22 protein-coding genes are annotated in these 23744 nt (G+C 58.4%); 19 read left to right on the top strand and 3 right to left on the bottom strand.

Annotated elements, in window-relative coordinates; all coding sequences use genetic code 11:
- The first annotated feature begins 2 nt into the window (after positions 1-2).
- The 7 genes from arnA (at position 3) to ACJJU9_RS11835 (ending at position 8340) form a co-directional block, all read left to right on the top strand.
- Complete coding sequence (arnA, locus tag ACJJU9_RS11865; protein WP_407730837.1) at positions 3-1994, top strand: bifunctional UDP-4-amino-4-deoxy-L-arabinose formyltransferase/UDP-glucuronic acid oxidase ArnA; 1992 nt, start codon at positions 3-5, stop codon at positions 1992-1994.
- A complete protein-coding gene (gene arnD / locus ACJJU9_RS11860) occupies positions 1994-2878 on the top strand; it encodes a 4-deoxy-4-formamido-L-arabinose-phosphoundecaprenol deformylase (RefSeq protein ID WP_407730836.1) in 885 nt (294 codons plus the stop codon). The genes arnA and arnD overlap by 1 nt, the downstream gene beginning before the upstream one ends.
- Positions 2875-4524, top strand: coding sequence for a lipid IV(A) 4-amino-4-deoxy-L-arabinosyltransferase (gene arnT, locus ACJJU9_RS11855; protein ID WP_407730835.1), 1650 nt, complete (start codon positions 2875-2877; stop codon positions 4522-4524). The genes arnD and arnT overlap by 4 nt, the downstream gene beginning before the upstream one ends.
- The gene (gene arnE / locus ACJJU9_RS11850) at positions 4521-4865 is read left to right on the top strand and encodes a 4-amino-4-deoxy-L-arabinose-phosphoundecaprenol flippase subunit ArnE (RefSeq protein ID WP_048371776.1); all 345 of its coding nucleotides are present in this window, start codon (positions 4521-4523) and stop codon (positions 4863-4865) included. The genes arnT and arnE overlap by 4 nt, the downstream gene beginning before the upstream one ends.
- Entirely contained in the window at positions 4862-5269 is a 408-nt protein-coding gene (gene arnF / locus ACJJU9_RS11845; protein ID WP_123749082.1) for a 4-amino-4-deoxy-L-arabinose-phosphoundecaprenol flippase subunit ArnF, read from the top strand. Before arnE ends, arnF begins: the two co-directional genes overlap by 4 nt.
- A complete protein-coding gene (locus ACJJU9_RS11840; protein ID WP_407730834.1) occupies positions 5266-6630 on the top strand; it encodes a UDP-glucose dehydrogenase family protein in 1365 nt (454 codons plus the stop codon). The genes arnF and ACJJU9_RS11840 overlap by 4 nt, the downstream gene beginning before the upstream one ends.
- Positions 6631-6732: 102 nt before the next feature.
- A complete protein-coding gene (locus ACJJU9_RS11835; protein WP_407730833.1) occupies positions 6733-8340 on the top strand; it encodes a phospholipid carrier-dependent glycosyltransferase in 1608 nt (535 codons plus the stop codon).
- Positions 8341-8397: 57 nt separating this feature from the next.
- Here the strand turns inward: ACJJU9_RS11835 and ACJJU9_RS11830 are convergent, their stop codons facing one another.
- Positions 8398-9483, bottom strand: coding sequence for an NAD(P)H-dependent flavin oxidoreductase (locus ACJJU9_RS11830; protein WP_407730832.1), 1086 nt, complete (start codon positions 9481-9483; stop codon positions 8398-8400).
- A 122-nt stretch (positions 9484-9605) separates the two neighbouring features.
- A complete protein-coding gene (locus ACJJU9_RS11825; RefSeq protein ID WP_048371786.1) occupies positions 9606-11162 on the bottom strand; it encodes a murein L,D-transpeptidase in 1557 nt (518 codons plus the stop codon).
- A 142-nt stretch (positions 11163-11304) separates the two neighbouring features.
- On the opposite strand from ACJJU9_RS11825, the gene ACJJU9_RS11820 reads away from it, so the two are divergent.
- The 9 genes from ACJJU9_RS11820 (at position 11305) to ACJJU9_RS11780 (ending at position 20450) form a co-directional block, all read left to right on the top strand.
- Positions 11305-12012, top strand: coding sequence for a murein L,D-transpeptidase catalytic domain family protein (locus tag ACJJU9_RS11820; protein ID WP_123749077.1), 708 nt, complete (start codon positions 11305-11307; stop codon positions 12010-12012).
- A gap of 240 nt (positions 12013-12252) precedes the next feature.
- Complete coding sequence (locus ACJJU9_RS11815; RefSeq protein ID WP_048371789.1) at positions 12253-13023, top strand: FadR/GntR family transcriptional regulator; 771 nt, start codon at positions 12253-12255, stop codon at positions 13021-13023.
- Between the two features lie 125 nt (positions 13024-13148).
- Entirely contained in the window at positions 13149-14351 is a 1203-nt protein-coding gene (locus ACJJU9_RS11810) for an ABC transporter substrate-binding protein (protein WP_407730831.1), read from the top strand.
- A 67-nt stretch (positions 14352-14418) separates the two neighbouring features.
- Positions 14419-15279, top strand: coding sequence for a branched-chain amino acid ABC transporter permease (locus tag ACJJU9_RS11805; RefSeq protein ID WP_407730830.1), 861 nt, complete (start codon positions 14419-14421; stop codon positions 15277-15279).
- 1 nt (position 15280) lies between these two features.
- A complete protein-coding gene (locus tag ACJJU9_RS11800) occupies positions 15281-16291 on the top strand; it encodes a branched-chain amino acid ABC transporter permease (RefSeq protein ID WP_407730829.1) in 1011 nt (336 codons plus the stop codon).
- Complete coding sequence (locus ACJJU9_RS11795) at positions 16288-17049, top strand: ABC transporter ATP-binding protein (RefSeq protein WP_353231420.1); 762 nt, start codon at positions 16288-16290, stop codon at positions 17047-17049. The genes ACJJU9_RS11800 and ACJJU9_RS11795 overlap by 4 nt, the downstream gene beginning before the upstream one ends.
- Positions 17049-17744 (top strand): ABC transporter ATP-binding protein, encoded by a 696-nt coding sequence (locus ACJJU9_RS11790; RefSeq protein WP_153375275.1) that lies wholly within the window; start codon positions 17049-17051, stop codon positions 17742-17744. The genes ACJJU9_RS11795 and ACJJU9_RS11790 overlap by 1 nt, the downstream gene beginning before the upstream one ends.
- Positions 17745-17760: 16 nt before the next feature.
- Complete coding sequence (locus tag ACJJU9_RS11785) at positions 17761-19035, top strand: Zn-dependent hydrolase (protein ID WP_407730828.1); 1275 nt, start codon at positions 17761-17763, stop codon at positions 19033-19035.
- Positions 19036-19037: 2 nt separating this feature from the next.
- Positions 19038-20450 carry an amidase gene (locus tag ACJJU9_RS11780; RefSeq protein WP_407730827.1) on the top strand — a complete coding sequence of 471 codons (1413 nt, stop codon included), beginning with the start codon at positions 19038-19040 and terminating at the stop codon, positions 20448-20450.
- Between the two features lie 76 nt (positions 20451-20526).
- Here the strand turns inward: ACJJU9_RS11780 and ACJJU9_RS11775 are convergent, their stop codons facing one another.
- Positions 20527-21087, bottom strand: coding sequence for a nucleotidyltransferase family protein (locus ACJJU9_RS11775; protein ID WP_407730826.1), 561 nt, complete (start codon positions 21085-21087; stop codon positions 20527-20529).
- A 136-nt stretch (positions 21088-21223) separates the two neighbouring features.
- On the opposite strand from ACJJU9_RS11775, the gene cho reads away from it, so the two are divergent.
- From cho to ACJJU9_RS11760, 3 genes are all read left to right on the top strand, one after another.
- A complete protein-coding gene (cho, locus tag ACJJU9_RS11770; RefSeq protein ID WP_407730825.1) occupies positions 21224-22063 on the top strand; it encodes an excinuclease Cho in 840 nt (279 codons plus the stop codon).
- A 194-nt stretch (positions 22064-22257) separates the two neighbouring features.
- Positions 22258-22695, top strand: a complete 438-nt coding sequence (locus ACJJU9_RS11765; protein WP_407730824.1) for an acetyltransferase — start codon at positions 22258-22260, stop codon at positions 22693-22695.
- A gap of 404 nt (positions 22696-23099) precedes the next feature.
- Positions 23100-23627 (top strand): fimbrial protein, encoded by a 528-nt coding sequence (locus tag ACJJU9_RS11760; RefSeq protein WP_123749068.1) that lies wholly within the window; start codon positions 23100-23102, stop codon positions 23625-23627.
- Positions 23628-23744 lie beyond the last annotated feature (117 nt).

Raw genomic sequence — 23744 nt, 5'->3', positions numbered from 1 at the left:
CCATGAGTTTGAAAGCCGTTGTTTTCGCCTATCACGATATTGGCTGCACAGGCATCGAAGCCCTGCTCAATGCAGGCTACGACATTGCTGCCGTGTTCACCCATGCTGATGACCCCTCGGAAAATAACTTCTACGGTTCTGTGGCCCAACTGTGCGCCCGAAAAGGCATTCCGGTACACGCTCCGGAAGATGCTAACCACCCACTGTGGATCGAGCGCATTCGCAAACTGAATGCCGACTACATTTTCTCGTTCTACTACCGCAACCTGCTGGGCGAAGAACTGCTGGCCAGCTCCAGCAAAGGCGCGTTCAACCTGCACGGTTCCCTGCTGCCCCGCTACCGTGGCCGCGCTCCAGCGAACTGGGTACTGGTCAACGGCGAAACCGAAACCGGCGTTACCCTGCACCGCATGGTCAAACGTGCCGATGCCGGTGACATTGTTGCCCAGGAACGCATCAGCATTGAGCGCAGCGACACCGCGCTGAGCCTGCACGCCAAGCTGCGTGAAACCGCTGCAAAACTGCTGGCAGAAACCCTGCCTGTGCTGCCTGAAGGCAAGCTCAAAGAAACCCCGCAAGACGAATCCAAGGCCACTTACTTTGGTCGTCGTACGGCAGCTGACGGTTTGCTGCAGTGGAATCGCCCGGCAGAAGAACTGTTCAACCTGGTCCGTGCAGTTACCCAGCCGTACCCAGGCGCGTTCTGCGCCGTTGGCGAGCACAAACTGATTGTCTGGGCCAGCGAAGTGGTTGCCGGCAACGAAGGCCAGGCACCGGGCAACGTGATCAGCTGCGACCCGCTGCGTATCGCTTGCGGCAAAGACTCGCTGGTGATCACCGCCGGTCAGCGCAACGACAACGGCCTGTACCTGAGCGGCCCGCAACTGGCCCGCGAACTGGGTCTGGTTGACGGCTCGCGTCTGCGTGGTAGCGAATCCGGCCGTGCGGCCCGTCGCACCCGCGTTCTGATCCTGGGCGTTAACGGCTTTATCGGTAACCACTTGTCCGAGCGTCTGCTGCAAGACGACCGTTACGAAGTGTACGGCCTGGACATCGGCTCCGACGCTATCGACCGTCTGCGCAGCCACCCGAACTTCCACTTCGTGGAAGGCGACATCAGCATCCACACCGAGTGGATCGAGTACCACATCAAGAAGTGCGACGTGATCCTGCCACTGGTCGCCATCGCCACGCCGATCGAATACACCCGCAACCCGCTGCGCGTATTCGAACTGGACTTCGAAGAGAACCTCAAGCTGGTTCGCTACTGCGTCAAGTACAACAAGCGCGTGATCTTCCCGTCCACGTCCGAAGTGTATGGCATGTGCCAGGACCAGAACTTCGACGAAGACACCTCTAACCTGATTGTTGGCCCGATCAACAAACAGCGCTGGATCTACTCCGTTTCCAAACAACTGCTGGACCGCGTGATCTGGGCTTACGGCACCAAAGGCCTGAAGTTCACCCTGTTCCGTCCGTTCAACTGGATGGGCCCGCGTCTGGACCGTCTGGACTCGGCTCGTGTGGGTAGCTCGCGCGCCATCACTCAGTTGATCCTGCACCTCGTGGAAGGTACCCCGATCCGTCTGGTTGACGGTGGTGCTCAGAAGCGCTGCTTCACTGACGTGGCTGACGGCATCGAAGCCCTGGCTCGCATCATTGAAAACAAAGACGGCAAGTGCGACGGCCAGATCATCAACATCGGCAACCCGGAAAACGAAGCCAGCATTCGTGAACTGGGCCATGAGTTGCTGCGTCAGTTCGAAGCGCACCCGCTGCGTGACAACTTCCCGCCGTTCGCCGGTTTCCGCGATGTTGAAAGCCAGTCGTTCTACGGCACCGGCTATCAGGACGTGAGCCACCGCAAGCCAAGCGTTGAGAACGCACGTCGCCTGATCGACTGGACACCGACCACCGAGCTGAGCGAAACCATCGGCAAGACTCTGGATTTCTTCCTGCGTGAAGCCATGGTTGAAATCGCGGAAAAACGTTAATGCAAGCTGGACTACGTATTGATGTCGACACCTACCGAGGCACCCGTGAAGGGGTGCCGCGGTTACTCGAACTGCTCGACGAAGCCGATGTAAAAGCCACGTTTTTCTTTAGCGTGGGGCCGGACAACATGGGCCGCCATTTATGGCGCCTGATCAAGCCCCAGTTCTTCTGGAAAATGATGCGCTCCAAAGCTGCCAGTCTGTATGGCTGGGATATTTTGCTGGCCGGCACCGCCTGGCCTGGCAAACCGATCGGCAAGGATCTGGGGCATTTGATGCGCCAGACCCTGGCTGCGGGCCACGAGGTAGGCTTGCACGCGTGGGATCACCACGGCTGGCAGGCCAACACCGGGCGCTGGAGCGAGGCACAACTGATCGAGCAGATTCGCCGGGGTGTTGACACCCTGAGCGACATCACCGGGCAAGCGGTCGAGTGTTCGGCCGCCGCAGGTTGGCGCGCAGATGAACGCGTAGTCCAGGCCAAAGAAACTTTTGGCTTTCGTTACAACAGCGATTGCCGCGGGCACAGTCTGTTTCGGCCAAGGTTGGCCGACGGCAGACTGGGCGCGCCGCAAATCCCTGTTGATTTGCCTACATTCGATGAAGTAGTCGGGCCCGAGCTGAGTGCTGCCGACTTCAATTCATATATTCTTGATCGCTTCAGCCCGCAAAAGCTGAACGCGTACACCATCCATGCAGAAGTAGAAGGGATTCTAATGGCCAATGACTTTCGTCAATTGCTGACGCAGGCCCGTGCCCGCGACATTCACTTTCAGCCGCTTAAGGACTTGTTACCCGCCGATATCGACAGCCTGCCCGCCGGCCAATTGAGCCGTGGCGTGCTGGACGGTCGTGAAGGCTGGCTGGGAGTGCAGAAGCCATGACTCAACGCTGGATGATTCCACTGCTGGTATTGGCATTTGTTGCTTTCTACCTGTTGCCCCTGGGTACCCACGGCCTGTGGATCCCGGACGAAACGCGTTATGCCCAGATTGGCCAGCAAATCCTGGTCGATGGTAACTGGGGCACCCCGCACTTCATGGACATACGCTACTTCGAGAAACCGATTGCCGGTTACTGGATGATCGCGATCGGCCAGGCCATTTTTGGTGAAAACCTGTTTGGCGTGCGGATTGCCTCGGCGATTGCTACGGGCCTGAGCGTGTTGCTGGCCTACTTGGTCGCCCGCCGCCTGTGGAACGACCCGCGCAAGAGCTTCGCCTGCGCGCTGGTGTACATGACCTTCGGCCTCATTGCTGGCCAGGCTGGCTACTCCAACCTCGATCCGCAGTTCACCCTGTGGGTCAACCTGAGCCTGGTTGCCCTGTGGTTTGCAGTCGATACCCAAGACTCACGCCAGCGCCTGTTCAGTTGGGCGCTGCTGGGTTTTGCCTGCGGCATGGGCTTTATGACCAAGGGCTTTCTGGCCCTGTTACTGCCGGTTCTGATCGCCCTGCCCTACATGATCTGGCAAAAGCGTTTTCTGGAGCTGGTCAAGTACGGCCTGGTTGCCATGCTGGTCGCGGCTGTGGTGTCGTTGCCGTGGGTACTGGCGGTACACGCACAAGAGCCGGACTACTGGCGTTTCTTCTTCTGGCACGAGCACATCCGCCGCTTTGCCGGTGAAGATGCCCAGCACGGTCGCCCATGGTGGTTCTACCTGCCGCTGATGGTGGTCTCCAGCTTGCCGTGGGCAGCCCTGCTGCCTGCCACGCTCAAAGATGCCTGGAGCCAGAAGCGTCAGACCGGGGTGATCTTTGTGCTGATGTGGATGTTGCTGCCACTGGCCTTGTTCAGCCTGAGCAAGGGCAAACTGCCGACCTACATCATGCCGTGCATGCTGCCGCTGGCCCTGTTGCTGGGCCATGCCCTGATGGATCGCGTTGATCAGGCGAAAACCCTGTCGCTGCGCCTCAACGGCCTGGTCAACCTGCTGATTGGCGCCGTGGCCTTGCTGGCCCTGATCTTCTTCCAGATCAAAAAACCGTTTTACGACAACGAGCCGCTGCACATGGCTTTGCTGGTCATGGTCTTGCTGACCTGGATCGTCACCGGCCTGCTGGCCATGACCCGTCCGCTAAAAATGTGGGCGGCGCCTGCAGTCGCCATGGGCGTTCTGGTCCTGGTGTTGCCAGCCAGCATGCCAAGCAGCGTGGTGCACAACAAAATGCCTGACCAGTTTGTGCTGCATCATCTGGACGCACTGAAGCCTGCGACTGCCCTGCTGAGTAACGACTTGGGCGCCGCATCGGCACTGTCATGGCGCCTGCGTCGTCCAGACGTGACGCTGTACAACACGCAGGGCGAGGTCAAATACGGCCTGACTTATGACGATGCCAAAGGCAAAAGCATTGGTCTGGAAGACGTTCAGCAATGGCTTGCCGATGCACGTCTTAAAGGCCCGGTAGGTGTTGTGATGCGGGTCAAGGACAGCGATGAAACCCATGAAATGGACATGCTGCCCAAAGACGCCCAACGTTTTGACGAAGGCAACATGGTGATTTTGATCTACCCGCAGACCACTCCATGACTCTCACCCTGTTGCTCATGGCATGTCTGTTGACGTGTGCAGGCCAAGTGGCCCAGAAGTACGCCGTTGAAAGCTGGCGTGGGCCTGAGTCGGGGATCGCGCAAAAGCTGCGCTCCCCCTGGCTATGGTTGGCCCTGCTATGCCTGGGTCTGGGTTTGCTGGTGTGGTTGCTGGTGTTGCAACGCCTTGAAGTGGGCATCGCTTACCCGATGCTCAGCCTCAACTTTGTCCTGATCACTCTGGTAGCCCGCTACCTGTTTAAAGAAACCATCGACCTGCGCCACTGGTGTGGCGTGGGCCTGGTGATTGCCGGTGTGGTTCTGCTGGGGCAACACGCATGAGCCTGCGCCGTGGTTTTACCTTTGCCTGCTCCAGTGTATTGCTGGTCAGCGGCGCCCAGTTGGGCATGCGCTGGAGCATGACGCGCTTGCCGGAACCGACACAGTGGCTGGAGGCAATCAGCCAAGGAAACGTTTCAATCAGCGCATTAACAGTCGTGTTTGCCGCGATCATGGCCTACGCGCTGTCGATGCTCTGCTGGTTGCTGGCCTTGCGTGATCTGCCCTTGGGGCGGGCCTATTCGCTGCTCAGCTTCAGCTACGCCCTGGTCTACCTGCTGGCGGCCAGCCTGCCGGTATTCCATGAAAGCTTCACCCTTTCAAAAACCCTTGGGGTGGCCTTGGTCATTCTGGGGGTGCTGACGATCAACTCTCGACGTACCCCAAGTTCCAGGAACAGCGCATGAAAATCAGTGTATTTGGTAGTGGTTATGTAGGCCTGGTGCAGGCAACGGTATTGGCGGAAGTCGGCCACGACGTGATTTGCATGGACATTGATCAGAAAAAGGTCGAGCTGTTACAGCAAGGTCACGTCAGCATTTTTGAGCCTGGGCTTTCGAGCCTGGTGCGTGAAAACCTTGAAAGCAAACGCCTGCGCTTCACCAGCGACGAAAAAACCGCTGTTGAGCACGGCCAGGTACTATTTATCGCCGTTGGCACTCCGCCCAGCGAAGACGGTTCGGCAGACCTTAAAGCGGTATTCTCGGTGGGCGACGCAGTAGCCCGTCACCGCATAGAACCGGTGATTCTGGTCGAGAAATCCACCGTGCCCGTGGGCACCGGTGACGCACTGACCGCGCACATCAATAAAGCGCTGGAACAAGCCGGCCGCTCGTTGCAATTTGACGTGGTGTCCAACCCCGAATTCCTCAAAGAAGGCTCGGCCGTCAGTGACTGCCGCCGCCCTGACCGCATCATCATTGGTTGCGAGCGAGACGAAGTGCGCGACGTGATGCGCGACCTGTACGCCCCCTTCAACCGCAACCATGACCGCATCATTAACATGGACCTGCGTAGCGCCGAGCTGACCAAGTACGCCGCCAACTGCATGCTGGCGACCAAAATCAGCTTCATCAACCAGATCGCCGAACTGGCCGAACACCTGGGTGCGGACATTGAGTCGGTGCGTCTGGGCATCGGTGCCGACACCCGTATTGGCTACCACTTTATCTACCCTGGCTGCGGCTATGGCGGTTCGTGCTTCCCTAAAGACATGCGCGCGCTGATCCATAGCGCTCAGCAAGTCAATTGCTCCAGCGACCTGCTGCAAGCTGTAGAAGCCATCAACGAGCGTCAAAAGCACAAGCTGTTTGATCGCATCAATGCCTACTTCAAAGGCGACCTCAAGGGCAAAACCTTTGCCTTGTGGGGCCTGGCGTTCAAACCCAACACCGACGACATGCGCGACGCGCCTAGCCGCGTGCTGATGGAAGCTTTGTGGGCAGCGGGCGCAGACGTTCGCGCCTTCGACCCTGAAGCCATGCAAGAAACCCAGCGCCTGTACGGTGATGAACCTCGCCTGAGCCTGATGGGCACCCCTGAGTCCGTGTTGCAAGGCGCCGATGCTTTGATCGTGTGCACTGAATGGCAGCAATTCAAGGCGCCAGATTTTGACCTGATCAAACAACGCCTGAAAACCCCGGTGATTTTCGACGGTCGTAACCTGTACGACAGCGAGCGCCTGACCCGCGCGGGCTTGCAGTACTTCCCGATGGGACGCGGTGAGTCTATCAACTTGCCGGTTTCACAAGGCTCTACAGCCGTTTAACGCTACAACAGCGCCGCCATTGGTAACAATGGCGGCGTTTTTTATGGATGAAATTCGACTGTTTGCCCCTGCGCGCCCCCTATTGAGTCAAGGAAACTCGACATGCCGGCTTTCTCTTCCCCCAGCGTTTTACGTGCCTTGCACCGACAGTCACTGCTACTGGGTGCGTTGACCTTACTGCTGTTTATTGTGGGTGATATTCACCAGGCTGCGATTGGCTTTGACTCGCGCTTTGTGATGTTTGCCAAGGAAATGCTGCGTCACGGCCCAAGCTTTTTCCCCACCACCTATGGCGAGCCCTACGCCGATTACAACGCCACCACCACCGTGTTTACCTGGCTGCTGTCGTTGCCATTTGGCGAGGTCAACAGCCTTACCGCCTGGCTGCCCACCGCCATTGCCAGCTCGGTCATTGTGACCCTGATCTATCGCCTGGTAGCCCCGCAATCCACGACGTGGGCCTTGCTCAGCGTCGCACTGCTGTTACTCAGCATGACCTTCATCACCGAAACCCGCGCCGTGTCGCTGGACCAAATGCTCGCAGCCGTCAGCCTTGGCGCGTTCTATCTGGCGTATGCCCACGATCACTTTGAAGCACCGCGCCGACATTTCTGGCTGCTGCTGTTGCTGATCCTCGGTTTTGCCATTCGCGGCCCGATTGGTCTGGTGATTCCAACCGGTATGTTGTGCAGTTACTTCCTGCTCAGCGGCCAATGGCGACGCATGATCAGCGTAGGCTTGCAGGCACTGGTGATTTTGCTGCTGTGCATTGGCCTGCTGTTGTTTCTGGCCTGGGTCAGTGGCGGGCAAGCGTTTGTACAAGACGTGATCCGCATGCAGGTCACTGGCCGTATCGACGGCTCTGAAGGTGCCAGCGGCCCCTTTTACTACTTCACCAGTTCCATGGGTAACTACGCCCTGGCCTATCCATTGGCCGTACTGGTGCTGGTTGTTGTCTTGATCGCCGGGCGCAAGCCGTCGAGCCCGGCCTTGCATCTGGTCAAATATTGCGCCGCTGCGGGCTTGATAGTGATGATCGGCCTGTCGGTTCCGCAAGCGAAAAAAGCCCGTTATTTATTGCCGATGCTGCCGATGGCCGCAATTATTGCCGCGTACCCGTTTCAAGGCGTTCGAGGTCGGGCATTCGCCGCATTGCGCGTATTTATCCAGGCCATTTTGCTGGTGTTGCCAGCCTTGCTGATTGCCGGGCTGATGGTCGCAAGCAAGCGTTTCGCCGACCAACTGCCGCCTCTGAACGTGATCTATATCATTTTGGGCATGTTGCAGGTCATCGCACTGGGCCTGCTGTTCAAAGCGCAGTTTCGCGCTGTGGGCTTGGGTGCGTGTGCGGTATTGGCGATGTGGAGCAGCTACATTCTGGTGCTCGAACCGGCTGAGCAGAACGCCTACAACACCCGCGATTTCACCCTTAACGCCCTGCACCTGATCGACCAGGCACCCGCGCCCCTGGTGTTGCACGGCATGGGCAAAGACGCCAAGGCCATCAAGTTCATGGTTAACGTGGATCGCGACTTGCTGCCGGTATTCACTCAGTCGGCAGTTGAATTGACGGCCTTGCAAGCGCCGGCATGGATCGTGATGGACCGCAAGGACTATCAAGCACTGCAAGGCACCGAGTTGGGCAATATCGTTCCGGCATTGACCGGGCAGTTCGACAAGAACGACTTCGTGTTGCTGCATTTACCCTGAGCCTTGGGTAAGCACAGAGGCTGCGGCATGTACGCCGCAGCCTCGAACATCGAGTACTTATTGACCCGCTGAACGCGCCTGATAGTCGTCGATCAGCTTGCGGGTCAGCTCAAGCGATGACAGCTCAGCCGTGCGTCCTGGGCTCAACGGGAACGCCTGGCCAGCCCACAAGTTGATGAAATCGCCTGAGCCGGCAGGCTCGGATTTGGCTTTCAGGGGCAGCAACACGCCGCCAGCCAGCGGAAACGCCGGGGCTTGCGGATTAATCGGCCCAATCTCTCGCATCACTCGATTAAGAATGCCCCGCGCCGGTCGCCCGGTGAACAAGTTGGTCAATGCGGTATCACTGGAGCTGGCTTCGCGCAGCGCACGGTGATGAGGTCTGGATATTTTCGCCTGCGGGCAAAACAGGTACGCGGTACCGATTTGCACGGCGCTTGCGCCCAAGGCAAAGGCTGCTGCGATACCTCGTGCATCGGCAATCCCGCCAGCGGCAATCACCGGCACCGAGACCGCATCAGCGATTTGTGGGACCAGCGCAAAGGTGCCGATCTGACTGGTCCACTCAGTGGTTAAAAACATCGCCCGATGGCCACCCGCTTCATTGCCCATGGCAACAATGGCATCGCAACCATGGCGTTCGAGCCACTGTGCTTCTTCGACAGTGGTTGCCGAGCTGAGAATCTTCGCGCCCGTGGCTTTGACTCGCGCCATCAACTCTGGGGCCGGCAGCGCAAAGTGGAAGCTCACCACCGCAGGCCGCAGCTCCTCGACCAGCGCACACGTGGCCTCATCAAAAGGCGCACGGACGGAGACCGGAGTGGGTGCGTCAAAGTCGGCGCCGAGTTCGGCGTAATAGTCTTTAAACAACGCCTTCCAGCGCTGAATGTGCGCGTCGTCGTATGCCGGAGCCTGGTGACAAAAGAAGTTCAAATTGAACGGCTGGTCAGTGGCCGCACGAAAGGCGGCGACTTCCTCTCGGATCGCATCATGACTCAACGTGGCGCAGGCCAGTGAGCCCAGACCACCCGCCTTTGCCACACCGATCATTACATCGGCGCCAGCACCGAGCATGGGCGCCTGAATGATCGGAACGCTAATGCCAACCAGATTGATAAAGCGCGAGTCAGGCCATTGAGCCATGGGGGTTCTCTCTACGGTCAATATCGGAAGCTGGATAGTAACGTGTAGGAGCGAGCTTGCCTCGCGATCTTTTAAAGCAGCAAAAGATCGCGAGGCAAGCTAGCTCCTACAGGGGGTTGAGATCAGCGCTTACTGCTCAGCGCCGTTATCAGGGCCGGATCACGGTTGTAGATGTCCGGGGTGTAGATCACTTTGCCGGTTTTATCGGCTTGGGCCGTCCAGTAGGTCATCAGGATCGGTTTGGGGTTGGACAAGCGAAACTCATGGGTTTTGCCGGTACTAAGCAGGTCTTCGGTACGGCTTTTTTCCGCCGGGGTGACCAGTACGTCGCGCAGCTGGAATACCGATTCAACGCGCACACACCCCGAGCTGAATGCCCGCGGGCCTTTGCTGAATAGCGCCTGGCTTGGCGTGTCGTGCAGGTACACCGAAAACGGGTTGGGGAAGCGCAAGACTATCTTGCCCAACGGATTTCTTGGCCCGGCGCCCTGACGCAGGAGGATATTGCCGGGGCGGTCCCAATCAATACTCTGCGGCGAGACTGGCTGGCCGTTGCTGTCAATAACCTGCAAGTCGTGCCGGCTCAGGAAGGACGAATCACGGCGGATTTGCGGCAGTTTGTCTTCCTTGAAAATGGTCGGCGGGATGGTCCAGGTCGGGTTCAGGGTCAGCCGCGTGACCCGCGACTTGAGCAGCGGCGTTTGTCGGTCTGCGCGCCCCACTTGCGTTCGGGTTTGCCAAATCGGTTGGCCGTTTTCATACACCGTTAACTGCGCCGCAGGCACATTGACCAGCAGCATGGACGGCTCAACGTCCTGGGCCATCCAGCGAAAGCGCTCCAGGTTGATCCGCAACTGTTCACGGCGGGTCGCCGGGCTGACGTTAAGCTCTTTTACCGTGCCCGCCCCGATGATGCCATCGGCCTGCAAGGAATGGTTGAGCTGAAAGCTTTTGACCGCAGACACCAGCTCATTGCTGTAGACGTTATCCGCTGTCGCGATTTTATGATCCAGATAACCCTCACTCATCAGCCGCTGCACCAAGGCCGGGACGCGAGAGTCTTGCATGCCGGGGCGCAGTACAGGGCCGTCGCCGATGGTTGGCCATTTGGGTAGCGGTTGAAGACGTTGCCGGGCGTAGACCTGACGCAAGTTTTTGTACTGCTCAAACGCAGGGCGCGCCTTGGCGAAGGCGTCACTGATGTTATTCAAACCGGCTTCGGCAATCGGCAGAATTTCGCGCCTGTCAGGTACTACTTCATTGGCATGCCAGACCGGCTCAAAACGCGCTTGCGGCAGGCGCCCGTAATGCAGGTCTTGCAGGGCTTGCAGGTATTGGCGGCTGATGTCGATATCGGCGCACAGGTCCTGCCCCTTGGGCAACAGGTAGTTCTGTGGGTCGAGGCCATCATCCGCCAGGGTTGGCAACGCGGCTTGCAAGGTCGCCAAACGCACTTTGTCGGCCCAGATTGGCTGGTAATTCTGGCTCTGGTAAAAAGCCTCAAGCAGTGCCTGTGTGGGCTCATTAATACTGCCTGCCAGGGTCGGGCATGCTTGCGGCAGTTGCGTCAACGCCACTTGCACCGGGTTCGACGGCTCTACTGGCGGCTCATCAGCCAGTGCGACCAGTGGCGCAGCGAGCAAGGTCAGGGTCAAGTAACATGCGTGTTTTTTGATCAACTGCTTAACTCCAGTCCGTGGCCTTTATGTGAGGGTCACCGTGTTGCTTGTCGCGCTATACAGTCAGGCTAGCAGCTAAATCGCGGTGGCCCTTGGATCAGCGCAATGTCATTCGTTTATTTAATGTGGAAGCTTTCTTTATATGCTGATTTTTTTGCGACGACTTTTTCTGGTCGCCGCGACCCTGGGCTCAGTCTGCAGCCCGGCGTTCGCCGCCAATACTTCCGCCCCGGTGCTCTACAACAGCCTGTCCAAGGCCGCTCCGGAACTCAATCCGCAAGTCCTGCAAAGCGCCCTCAGCGCCATGCAATGCGCCGTTAACAACGGTGCCAGTCAAGCTCGGCACCTGGCGGTCATCGACTACTCCATGCCTTCAACCGCCCGACGCTTATGGATCTTCGACCTGACCTCTAAAAAGCTGGTCCTGCGTGAGCTGGTCGCTCATGGGCAAAACTCCGGTGAAAATTTTGCCACCCGGTTTTCCAACAGCGAAGGCAGCTTCCAGTCCAGCCTCGGGCTGTTTCGTACCCGCGAAAGCTACCAGGGTGCCAACGGCTACTCCTTGCGCATGGATGGCCTTGAGCCGGGCATCAATGACCGGGCCCGTGACCGCGACATCGTGATCCATGGCGCCAGCTATGTGAATCCGCTGTGGAGCCAACGCCAAGGCCGTATCGGCCGCAGCCAGGGCTGCCCTGCCGTACGCCCGCAAGTGGCACGCCAAGTAGTGGACAACCTCAAGAACGGACAGTTCATGTTTGCTTGGTACCCCGACCAGCGCTGGCTCAAATCGTCGGCTTACTTGAACTGCAAGCCACAGCTGGTGGCGAGCATCGTTTCGACTAAATAAATCACTGGCTTTTCCTGTAGTCGCTGACGAGGCACGAGGCTGCGAGGGGTTGCGAAGCGACCCTTAACGGCGGTCCTGCGGCCCGCATCGCAGCCTCGTACCTCGTCAGCGGCTACACCGAGCATATCCATTCCCGACCCCTTTTCTCTGAAAACGACACCTCGCCCGGTCGATGGTTGACTGCGCCTGCGCAGATCTATTTATTACTATTTATCCGCATTAATACGATAAATAGACAACATGCTTAATCGCCCGATTCGCCGCAAACGCCAGAAGCTGTCCGATGTAATTGTCGAATCGGTGAAGCGTTCGATCGTGACTGATGCACTCAAGCCCGGTGATCGTCTGCCCACTGAGCGTGAGCTGATGGAAAGCTTTCAATGCTCGAAAGGCTCAGCCCGCGAAGCTTTGAAGGCGCTGGAGGTCGAAGGTCTGGTGAGTACCCGTACCGGCCCCAGCGGCGGTGCATACCTGAATCAGGCCGGAACTGAGCCCGCCAGCCGCGCCTTGCGAAACTACCTGCACTTTCAGCATCTGGATGGCGAGCAGGTCTATCAGTTGCGCAAGGTCATTGAGGTCGAGTTGGCGGTTTCTGTTATCGGGCGTTTGAGCGCCGAAGATTATCAAGCGCTGCAAGCCAACGTAGATTTCTGCAGCGCCCCTGAAGACAGCGAGGCCGGCCAGCGGGAGCAGCGTTTGGCCGAGCTTGAGTTTCATACCCTGCTGGCCCGGGCCTGCCCTAACCCGCTGTTAAGTTTTATGGCGCAGTTTCTTAACGATTTGCTGCGCGATCTGGTGGTCCTGAAAAAGGCCTACAAACCCAAACGCAAGCAGTTTGATGCCGCCAACCTCGATTATCACAAGCAGTTGCTGGTTGCCCTGCGTGCCGAGGATGAGGCGCAAGTGCGCACCTTGATGCACGAGCACATGTGCGACGCCGAGCATCACATGACCGCCCTTGAAGGCCAGGTCAATCCGCATTTCCTGCTGGAGTTCGATCACCACCACTGAACCGTTTTGCCCTAACCGTGTGTTAGCAAGCGCTCCACCCCATCCAATAAAAGGCCTGCCCACAGGACCTGATCCGCCGTTTGCCATTGCTACTCCTGCCAATAATTAAACCAGGGAGTTACCCCATGCAACGTCGTACTTTGTTGAAAGCTGGCCTGGCTGCTGCCAGCGCTTTAAGCCTTCCGCTTGGCATACGCCAGGCCTTCGCCGCCGAGCCCTTTACCTTCTATGGGTTGAAGTCCATGTCTGGAGCCTTTGCCAGTTATGGCAAGTTTGCCGACATGGGCTCGCGTCTGGCCGTCGAGCAATACCCGCAGTTGCTGGGCAGGCCATTGGTCTACAAGGTGATTGATACCGAAGGCAATGCCGGCAAAGCAGTACGCAAGGTTCAGGAAGCCATTGGCCAGGACGGCGCACGTTTTTTCCAGGGCTGCACCCTGTCATCGTCTGCCCTGGCCGTGGCCAAGGAAGTGAACAAGACTGGCGGAGTGTTCATGACCCCGGTCGGCGCCGATGAAGTCACCGGCAAGGACTGCAACAGTTCGACGTTTCGCTGGTCCGTGCCCACCTATGGCGCGGTGCGTGAAACCCTGATACCGCTGATCAAACGCCTGCCGGAAGCCAAGCGCTGGTACACCATCACCCCGCAATACGTGTTCGGTGAAGCTCTGCTCGATGGCACCCGGGAAGTGCTCAAGGAACACGGCCTGGAGCTTGTCGGCAACAGTTACCACTCTTTGCAGGAGCAGGAATTCTCCGGCTACTTGACCAACGCCATTTCAGCCAAACCGGACGTGCTGGTGCTGCTCAATTTCGGCAGCCAGTCCAACAACACCCTGCGTCAGGCCGTGAATTTCGGCATGAAAGAGCGCATGAAAATTTTGCTGGTGTGGTCCGCCGGGCTGGATCAATTCCAGGAGCTGGGCAGTGATGTGCTTGAAGGCGTGTACCTCGGCGCCCAGTACTGGCATCAGGTCGACACCCCGCTCAACCGCGAGCTGGTCAAGGCGACCCGGGACAAATACGGCATCAACCCCAACTACCCGCTGGCGGCTGACTACATCAGCACCAAGGTCATGCTCGACACCATCGCCGCCACGGGCAGCTTTGATGGTCCCACCGCGGCCAACGCCATGCAGGGCTTGAGCTACGAAGGCCCGACCGGCAAAGAAACCATCCGCGCCGGTGACCATCAAGTGATCAAGGATTACTACCTGATGCTGGGCAAACCGGAGCGCGAAATGACCGACAAGGACGATCTGGCGCTGGTGGTCAGTTCCGGTCAGTCGTTTGCCCCCGTCGCCGACACCGGCTGCGTACTCAGCTAAACCACCGACTATTTAGCACTTGCTACACGCAGCCGGTCAGCCACGACCGCCTGCAGAGGGTATCTGCATGCTCGAACTTTATATGTTTCAAATTCTCAATGGCCTGGGCCTGGGGATGATCTATTTTCTGATTGCGGTCGGACTGACCATCATTTTTGGCCTGTTGAACTTCGTCAACTTCGCTCACGGTGCGTTCTTTCTGCTGGGCGCCTACCTCTGCTACACCGCCGTCAGCCTGACTGGCAACTTCTGGCTGTCGCTGCTGATTGCACCGCTGCTGGTTGCTGCCCTCGCGTGGGTGATCGAGCGGGTGCTGATTCAACGCATTTATAACCTGCCGCACATGTTCCAGATCCTGGTAACGCTGGGTATTGCGCTGATTATTCAAGAAGCCAGCGTGATGATCTGGGGCCCGGTCGGTAAAAGTGTCGCGGTACCGCCGTTACTGCGCGGCGTCGTGGAAATTGGCGACTTTGTATACCCCTACTACCGCTTGTTCCTGATTGCCTTCTCGGGGCTGGTGGGCTTTGCTCTGTGGTTACTGCTGGAGCGCACACGCTTCGGCGCGCTGGTTCGCGCCGGCAGTGAAAGCACCGAAACCGTGTCGCTGCTCGGCACCAATATCTTCCGCCTGTTTTCCATGACCTTCGCCCTTGGCGCCGGGCTTGCCGGGATCGCCGGGGTGCTGTTCGCACCGTTGCGCGGCGCCCAGCCTTTTGTCGGCCCGGAGATTCTCGGCGTGGCCTTCGTGGTGGTGGTGATCGGCGGCATGGGTTCATTCAGTGGCGCACTGGTGGGCGGTCTGCTGGTGGGTGTGGTGCAAAGCCTGATGACAACTATCTGGCCCCAGGGTGCGAGCCTGATGATCTACGGCGCGATGGCCGTGGTGATTTTGCTGCGTCCTTACGGCCTGTTTGGGAGAGCCTGACATGAGCGAGAAAAACCCCCTGCCGTTCGCCAAAACACAGTCGCGCTCGATGCTGCTGTGGGTGATTGCGGTGCTGATCGGCCTGCCACTGGTATTGCCATCGGCCACCCTGGCCACTGAAATCCTGATCTTCGCCATGGCCGCGCTGGCCTGCAACCTGTTGCTGGGTTACACCGGGCTGCTGTCCTTCGGCCAGGGCATCTTCTTTGGCGCCGGTTCTTACTGCGCCGCCTTGCTGATGATTCATATGCAATGGGGGCTATTCAGCGCACTGCTGGGTGCGGCCATCGCCGGTGCCTTGCTGGCGTTTCTGGTAGGCGCCCTGGCGATTCGCCGTACCGGTATTTACTTTGTGATGCTGACCCTGGCGTTCAGCCAGATGGCGTACTTCCTGACCTACACCCTGAGCGGCTGGACCGGCGGCGACAACGGCCTGCTCGATGTACCACGGCCTGAAATTCGCATCGGCGACACGCTGCTGATGTCGCTGAGTGATGCACGCTACTTCTACGGCTTTGTCGCGGTGCTGTTTCTGCTGATTTTCATTGGCGCACGCCGGGTGATTGCCTCGCCCTTTGGCAGCACGTTGATGGCGATCCGCGAGAACGAAACCCGTGCCGCGGCCATCGGCTACGACACCCGCCACTTCAAGATCCTGGTGTTCATGCTGTCGGGCGCAGTCACCGGGGTTGCCGGGGCGCTGTACGCCATGCTGCTGCACTTTGTGCCGCTGTCCAACATCGACCTGATGATGTCCGAAAACATTCTGATCATGACCATTGTCGGGGGCACCGGATCGCTGTTTGGCTCCCTGCTGGGTGCCGGTTCCATTGTGCTGCTGGGTGATTTCCTGTCAGACCTGTGGCCGCGCTGGCTGATGCTGCTAGGGATCATTTTGATCGTCGTCGTGGTGTTTATGCGCGGCGGTTTGTGGGGTGGATTTACCAGCGCTTTCGAACGCATCAAAGGCTCGCGCAAAAGCCGCCTGCCGATTCAGGAGGAACAGCAATGAGTGCTAAAACACCTTACCTGCTGGAAACCGAGAACCTGAAGCTGTCCTATGGCGCTTTCAATGCCGTAAACGGGGTCAACCTGAAGGTCGAGCAAGGCACCATTCATACCGTGATCGGCCCCAATGGCGCGGGTAAAACCAGCCTGTTCCACTGCTTGACCGGCGAGCGCCGGGCCACCGACGGGGCGATTGTGTTTGGCGGTAAAAACATCATCAAAAAGCCCTCCCATGGCCGGGTTGCGCTGGGCATGGCACGTTCCTTTCAGCTCACCAGCCTGTTCCAGAACCTCAGCGTGCGGGAAAACCTGCGCCTTGCTGCACAGGGCCGTGACGGGCTGTCCGCGCTGAACTTCTGGCGCCGGGTAGACAGCAAACGCGAGCACCTGGACATGGCAGACCAGGTGCTCGAACGCCTGCAATTGACCCAACGCGCCAACACCCTGGCGGGCGAACTGTCCCACGGCCAGCAACGGGTGCTGGAGGTGGGCATGTCGATTTGCTCCAAACCCAAACTGCTGATGCTCGACGAGCCCACCTCCGGGATGGGCATTGACGATATTCCGATCATGACCCAACTGATCAGTGACCTGGGCCGCGATCACACCGTGCTGTTGATCGAACACAACATGAGCATTGTGATGTCCATCAGCCAACGCATCACGGTGATGAGCCACGGCCAGATTCTGGTCGAGGGCACCCCTGAATTTGTCCGCGCCGATGAGCGTGTGCGCACCGCCTACCTGGGAGAAGCCGCCTGATGCTAATCGTCGACAATATCCATTCCTACTACGACAAAAGCCACGTGCTTGAGGGCGTCTCGCTGCAGGTCAATCCCGGTGAACTGGTGACCTTGCTGGGCCGTAACGGTGCGGGCAAGACCACCACATTGCGCAGCATTCTGGGGGTTGTCTGCCCGCGCAAAGGGCAGATCCGCTTTAACGGCCAGGACATGGTCGGGCGCAAGATTTTCGAAATCGCCCGCGAAGGCCTGGCCCTGGTGCCGGAACATCGCGGGATTTTCCGCCTGCTGAGCGTTGAAGAAAACTTGCGTATTGCCCAGCGCAAAACCAGCCGCTGGCAGTTGGAAGACGTCTACACGATGTTTCCACGCCTCAAGGAGCGGCGTAAAAACGCTGGCCATGCGTTGTCCGGCGGGGAACAGCAAATGCTCGCCATCGCTCGAGCCCTAGTCAACGATCCCAAGCTACTGATTCTCGATGAGCCCACCGAAGGCCTGGCGCCGGTGATCGTCGATGAACTGGTGAAGATCCTGCGCAAGATCAAGGACGACGGCTTGCCCGTGCTGCTGGTGGAACAAAACCTGATGGTCTGCGACAAGCTTGCCGATCGCCATTACGTGCTTGAACAAGGCCGTGTGGTGTACGAAGGCAGCGCCGCCGATTTCCGTGCCAACCCAACGATCAAGAACCGTTACCTGGCCCTTAGCGCCTGAAGGGAGACTCGTGTCCATGAACAGCCCTATCGTGATATCCGACCTTTTCAACAGCAACGCGCCGCTGATCAACCGCGACCGCCTGTGGCAATCGCTGATGGACCTGGCACAACTCGGCGCCACGGCCAAGGGCGGTGTCTGCCGCCTGGCCCTGACCGACCTCGACCGCCAGGCCCGCGACCTGTTTGTGCGCTGGTGTGAAGAAGCCGGCTGTACGGTAACCGTTGACGGTATTGGCAATATCTTTGCCCGCCGCGCGGGCCGCCAGCCCGACCTGCCACCCGTAATGACCGGCAGCCACATCGACACCCAACCCACCGGCGGCAAATTCGATGGCTGCTACGGGGTCATGGCCGGGCTGGAAGTCATCCGCACCCTGAACGATCTGCAACTGACCACCGAAGCGCCCATTGAAGTAGTGGTCTGGACCAACGAAGAAGGCTCGCGCTTCCCGCCGTGCATGATGGGCTCCGGGGTGTTTGCCGGCAAATTCGACCTGGACGAAACCCTGAGCAAAGTCGATGAACAAGGCTTGTCAGTGGGCGCCGAGTTGCAACGCATTGGCTACGCTGGCACCCGGCCGGTGCTCGGGCACCCGGTGGGCGCGTATTTTGAAGCGCACATTGAGCAAGGCCCGGTACTGGAAGACCGCAATACCACCATTGGCGTGGTCATGGGTTGCCTCGGCCAGAAGTGGTTTGACCTGACCCTGACCGGCGTTGAAGCCCATGCCGGCCCTACCCCCATGCACTTGCGCAAAGATGCGCTGGTCGGTGCCGCGCACGTGGTCAGCGCCGTCAACCGGATCGCCCTCCAGCATCAACCCCATGCGTGCGGCACCGTCGGCTGCCTGACCCTGCACCCAGGCTCACGTAACGTGATCCCCGGGCAAGTGCACATGACCATCGACCTGCGGCACCTGCATGCCGATCACCTACAAGCCATGGTGGATGAAGTGCGCGAAGCCATTGAAGTGGCCAGTGTCGAGCACGGCTTGAGTTTTGAGCTGACCCCGACCGCTGATTTCCCGCCGCTGGACTTCAATCCTGCGTGTGTCGATGCCGTGCGCCAGGGCGCGCAACAGTTGGGCTTGAGCCATATGGACATCGTCAGCGGCGCCGGGCACGACGCTATTTTTGTCGCCGAGCTGGGCCCGGCCGGGATGATTTTTGTGCCATGTGAAGGCGGCATCAGCCACAACGAAATCGAAAACGCGGCGCCACAGGACTTGGCTGACGGCTGCGCAGTACTGCTGCGGGCCATGGTCAATGCCGCGCAAGGAGGTAAATAGCCATGAGTACAACACCTGACATCGGCCAGATGAACGCCGTCGAACTGCTGGCCCGTTACCGCGATAAAAGCCTCTCTCCAGTCGAAGTGGCCGAGGATGCCTTGCTGCGCATTGAGCGCTACAACCCGGCAGTCAACGCCTACTGCCATGTTGACCCGCAAGGCGCGCTGCAAGCGGCCAGGGCATCTGAACAGCGCTGGTTGAAGGGCACGCCTTGCGGTGCGCTGGATGGCGTACCGGCCTCGATCAAAGACCTGACCCTGACTCAAGGCATGCCTACGCGCAAAGGCTCACGTACCACCACGGCGCAAGGTCCATGGGAGATTGACGCGCCTTTTAGTGCTTTTATGCGCAAGGCAGGCGCGGTCTTGCTGGGCAAGACCACGACCCCCGAATTCGGCTGGAAAGGCGTCACCGATAACCCGCTGTACGGCATCACCCGTAACCCCTGGGACACCCGGCTGACCGCAGGCGGCTCATCCGGCGGGGCTGCTGCTGCTGCCTCGCTAAACCTGGGCGTGCTGCATCAGGGCAGCGATGCCGGCGGCTCGATCCGCATCCCTTGCGCGTTTACAGGCACATTTGGCATCAAGCCGACCTTCGGCTACGTGCCGCAATGGCCGGCCAGTTCCATGACCATCCTTTCGCATCTGGGGCCGATGACCCGCACCGTTGAAGACTCGGTCCTGATGCTACAAACCGTGGCCAGGCCCGATGCCCGCGATGGCTTGATCGGCGCCCCGCGCACCACGCCTTGGCTGGCACAGAGCGATCATCTCAAGGGGTTGCGCATTGCCTACAGCCCCAACTTCGGCTATGTCGACGTTGATCCGCAGGTCGCCCGCGTCGTGGCCCAAGCGGTGGAGCGTCTGGCCGAACTCGGCGCCCATGTCGAGCAGGTTGACCCCGGTTTCAGCGATCCGCTGGAGACTTTTAACACCCTGTGGTTTGCCGGTGCAGCGCGCTTGGCCGGCCAACTCAGCAGTGCCCAACGCGAGTTGATGGACCCTGGGCTGCAGCGGATCGCCGGGCTGGGCGAGCGCATCAGCCTTGAGCAATACAGCACCGCACTGGAAGCACGGGCAGCATTGGTCGCGCACATGAATGACTTCCATCAGCGCTACGACATTCTGGTCTCGCCCATGCTGCCCATTACCGCATTTGCGGCCGGGCACAACGTGCCGCCCGAGTCCTCATTGACCGACTGGATGCAATGGACCCCGTTCACCTACCCGTTCAACCTGACCCAACAACCGGCGGCCTCAGTGCCCTGCGGGCTGGCCGACAATGGCCTGCCAGTAGGCCTGCATGTGGTCGGCGCACGCTTCGCCGATGACCAGGTACTGCGGGTTTGCCGGGCCTATGAAAAACACTTCGCGCAAAGCCACCCGCATGCGCCAATAACGCCCGTATAAAAACGGTTCCCCCTGTAGGAGCGAGCTTGTCTCGCGATCTTTTAAAAGATCAAAAGATCGCGAGACAAGCTCGCTCCTACAGATCAATAGTCGTCAGCCATGGCCAACGCGCTTGGTAGCTTCTGGCCTTGTGCATAAACAAATCAGGCTGCGGGGTTAACGGATTATTGCGTAACAGCCCCTGCCCGATGTCATCCAAACCATAAGGCGCATACACCTCGCCGCTGTCAGCGCAAATCCCCACGCAGGTCCCGGCCACCAGATAACGATCAATACCGTCCCGGGCGGTAAACAACTGCGGATAAGGCCTGCCGAAACGTTCGGGATACCAGAGGTGCACCCGGGCCTGGTTCTTGATATCGACGTTCACACCCAGATCCTCGAACAGCTGCTGTGCCTTGATAATGACTTCGTTTTCCGCCTCCCAGGACACGTCTTGATCAAAGTAAAAAACGTCGTAATCCTTAACTCCAAACGCCGGCGGAAGGTTTGAGCGATGGTTCCAGACCGCCTGAAACAGGCTGCCCGCCGTCAACAAGCACTGTTCAACGCCCAGCTTGGGCAAGCGCTCCATGAGCTCAGCGTTGACCGGGTTACCCATTGCCAGGCTGACAAAGTGTTCAGGCGTCAAATTCATCGGCAGTCCTTTAGCTTCAGCTTTCCAGTTGGGCACAACTCTATCCGGGTTCCATGACCGGTTCTAGCGGCACACACCGGAGCGATTCTGACCGGCGGCTGTCATATGCCGTTACCTATGCCGCACTATAACCACCATGCCTATACGTCCTGCATCACTCGCCCCTGTTTATGAATACCCTGAGCACCTGCGCGCTCAAGTCGCTGCAGCACCACGAGCGCCAGGGGTTTACTTCTTTTATGCGCAAGACGACTTGATGCCGCTGTACATCGGTAAAAGTGTCGATATCCGCAGCCGACTGCTGGCACACCTGCGAACACCCGAAGAAGCCCGCATGCTGCGCCAAGCACAAAGAATCGAGTATGTGCAAACCGCCGGAGAAATCGGCGCGCTGCTGCTGGAATCGCGCCTGATCAAAGAACTGCAACCCCTCAAAAACAAGCGATTACGCAAGCAACGCCGGTTGTGTTCAATACGCGTCATCGATGGTGCTGTAGACATCATCGACACCACAGATTTGCCCGGCGCAAGCCCGTTGTACGGGCTGTTCCGCAATAGGCGCATGGCCACTGAAGCGTTGATGCTGATCGCTGACGAGCAGCGCCTGTGCCACAGCCTGCTTGGCATCGAAAAAGCTACGGGGCGCAGTTGCTTCAGAGCACAAATCGGCAAATGCGCGGGCGCCTGTAGAGGCGATGAAAGCCACGCAGTCCACACCGAACGCTTGTTAACCGCGCTTGCCCGCTGGGCCGTACACCGCTGGCCGTTCCCCTGCGCAATCGCACTGCACGAGCGCCACGGTGAACATGAGGAATACCACGTCGTGGACAGCTGGCATTACATCGGCACCTACGCCACGGAAGCTGAAGCCAGGCAGGCACCGAAAAGCACCGGCCAGGCATTTGATGCCGATTGCTACAAGATCCTCGTGCGTCCGCTGCTGCTAGAGGGTGCCGAGCTGATCATGCTTGGGTAGCGGTCGGCCCCCACCCACCTTATTGACATCTTTAAAGTGCCCCGGCAAATTGGCCGCCCATTCTTTTTCGGCCCCTCTTAAGTGCACCGCCCAGGCGTTAAATCGCGAAGCGGTCATACCTGAAGCCGACTCTTAATCGGTCGCCACTGCCCGGCGCACCTATCATCAGACCTGAAGAGAAGAAGGATGATTTCATGATCATTCGCAAGGGTAACGCTGCGGACCATCCGCAGTTGCTGAACATCTGGCTGCGCGCAGTGCAGGCCACTCACGACTTTTTGCAGCCATCGGACATCGATGCACTGATCCCGCAGTTGCGTGACATCTACTTGCCCGCCGTAGAGTTGTGGGTCGCGGCAAATACTGAAGACTGTCCGCTAGGGTTCATTGGACTGAGTGACAACCATGTGGAAATGCTCTTCGTAGACCCAAAACAGCATGGCCAAGGCATTGGCCGAGCCTTGCTGGACCATGTCCGCACGTCGCGCGCGACGCTCAGCGTGGATGTCAACGAGCAAAACCCACAGGCCGTAGGGTTCTATTTGCACTACGGCTTCGTACAAACGGGGCGTTCGCCACTGGACGGCGAAGGACGACCCTTCCCGTTATTGCACATGAGCTTGCCTGAGTAAAAAGGGTTGGGGCTGTGTGTCACACCGCATACAGCCCCGCAACAGGCCCCCATGAAAGAGATGACGAAGTATTACTCTTCTAGCTTAAAACCAACTCTCCCATATTCAAAAATCGCCTACGTTTTGCATCGCCCCATAGAGCGATGCGTGTATTACTGAGCAGATAAAAAGTTCCATACCTTGTGCAATTAGATAAAAAACCAACTGACCACACGGCAACACCCCCACTTTAAACAATGATTAAAACAGCACAGCAGACTCTCTGTAACATCTCGCCAAATCACACAGCCTAGACACTATCAACGACAACACAAATTTTATTTTATATTTGCATTTTGACAAAACGCCTTCTTAACTCTTTCCGGCTTTAGGAGTACATCTAAACCTCACACAGGAGTTACACCATGAAACGGATCGCTTTAATCCTCGCCGCTACATTCCCTGTCATGGCTTTCGCAGCTTCTCAAAACACCATCACGTTTAACGGACAAGTCACCGATCAAACATGTACGGTTGCAGTCAATGGTAATGCGGCCAGCCCGATGATCCTGCTACCCACTGTGAGTGCCACATCGTTGAGTGCCGCGAACAGCAAAGCCGGAGAGACCCCTTTCACTGTAAGCATCAGCGGTTGCACTGCCCCATCATCAACAGCCCTGGCGATCAAAACTGCATTCTTGGGCAACAACGTGACCAGTGCTGGCAACCTTGGCAGCTCAGGTACAGCCACAAACGTACAAATTCAATTGCTTAGCGCACCTGCAGGTACGGCCATCGTACTTGAAGGGGTCACCTCGGTGGCCGGTCTGGTTCTACCCAGCGCGCAAACTGAAACCAGCCATGATTTCGCTGCGCAGTATGTCAGCGAAACAGGTGGTGCCACTGCGGGTACAGTTACAGCCAGCGTGCAATACGCTTTGGATTATCTGTAAGACAGTAGTCCACTCTACCGGGCAATACGCCCGGTAGAGTTGTCTCCCCCTAACTTCCCTACTCTTTACACGTTGTGTGCGGATTGCCATGTCACGCCTAATAAAACTAACTCAGAC

Source organism: Pseudomonas helleri, assembly GCF_045830615.1.
GTDB lineage: Bacteria > Pseudomonadota > Gammaproteobacteria > Pseudomonadales > Pseudomonadaceae > Aquipseudomonas > Aquipseudomonas helleri.
The sequence above is the reverse complement of the archived record's forward strand: the minus strand, read 5'-3'. Positions and strand labels throughout refer to the sequence as shown.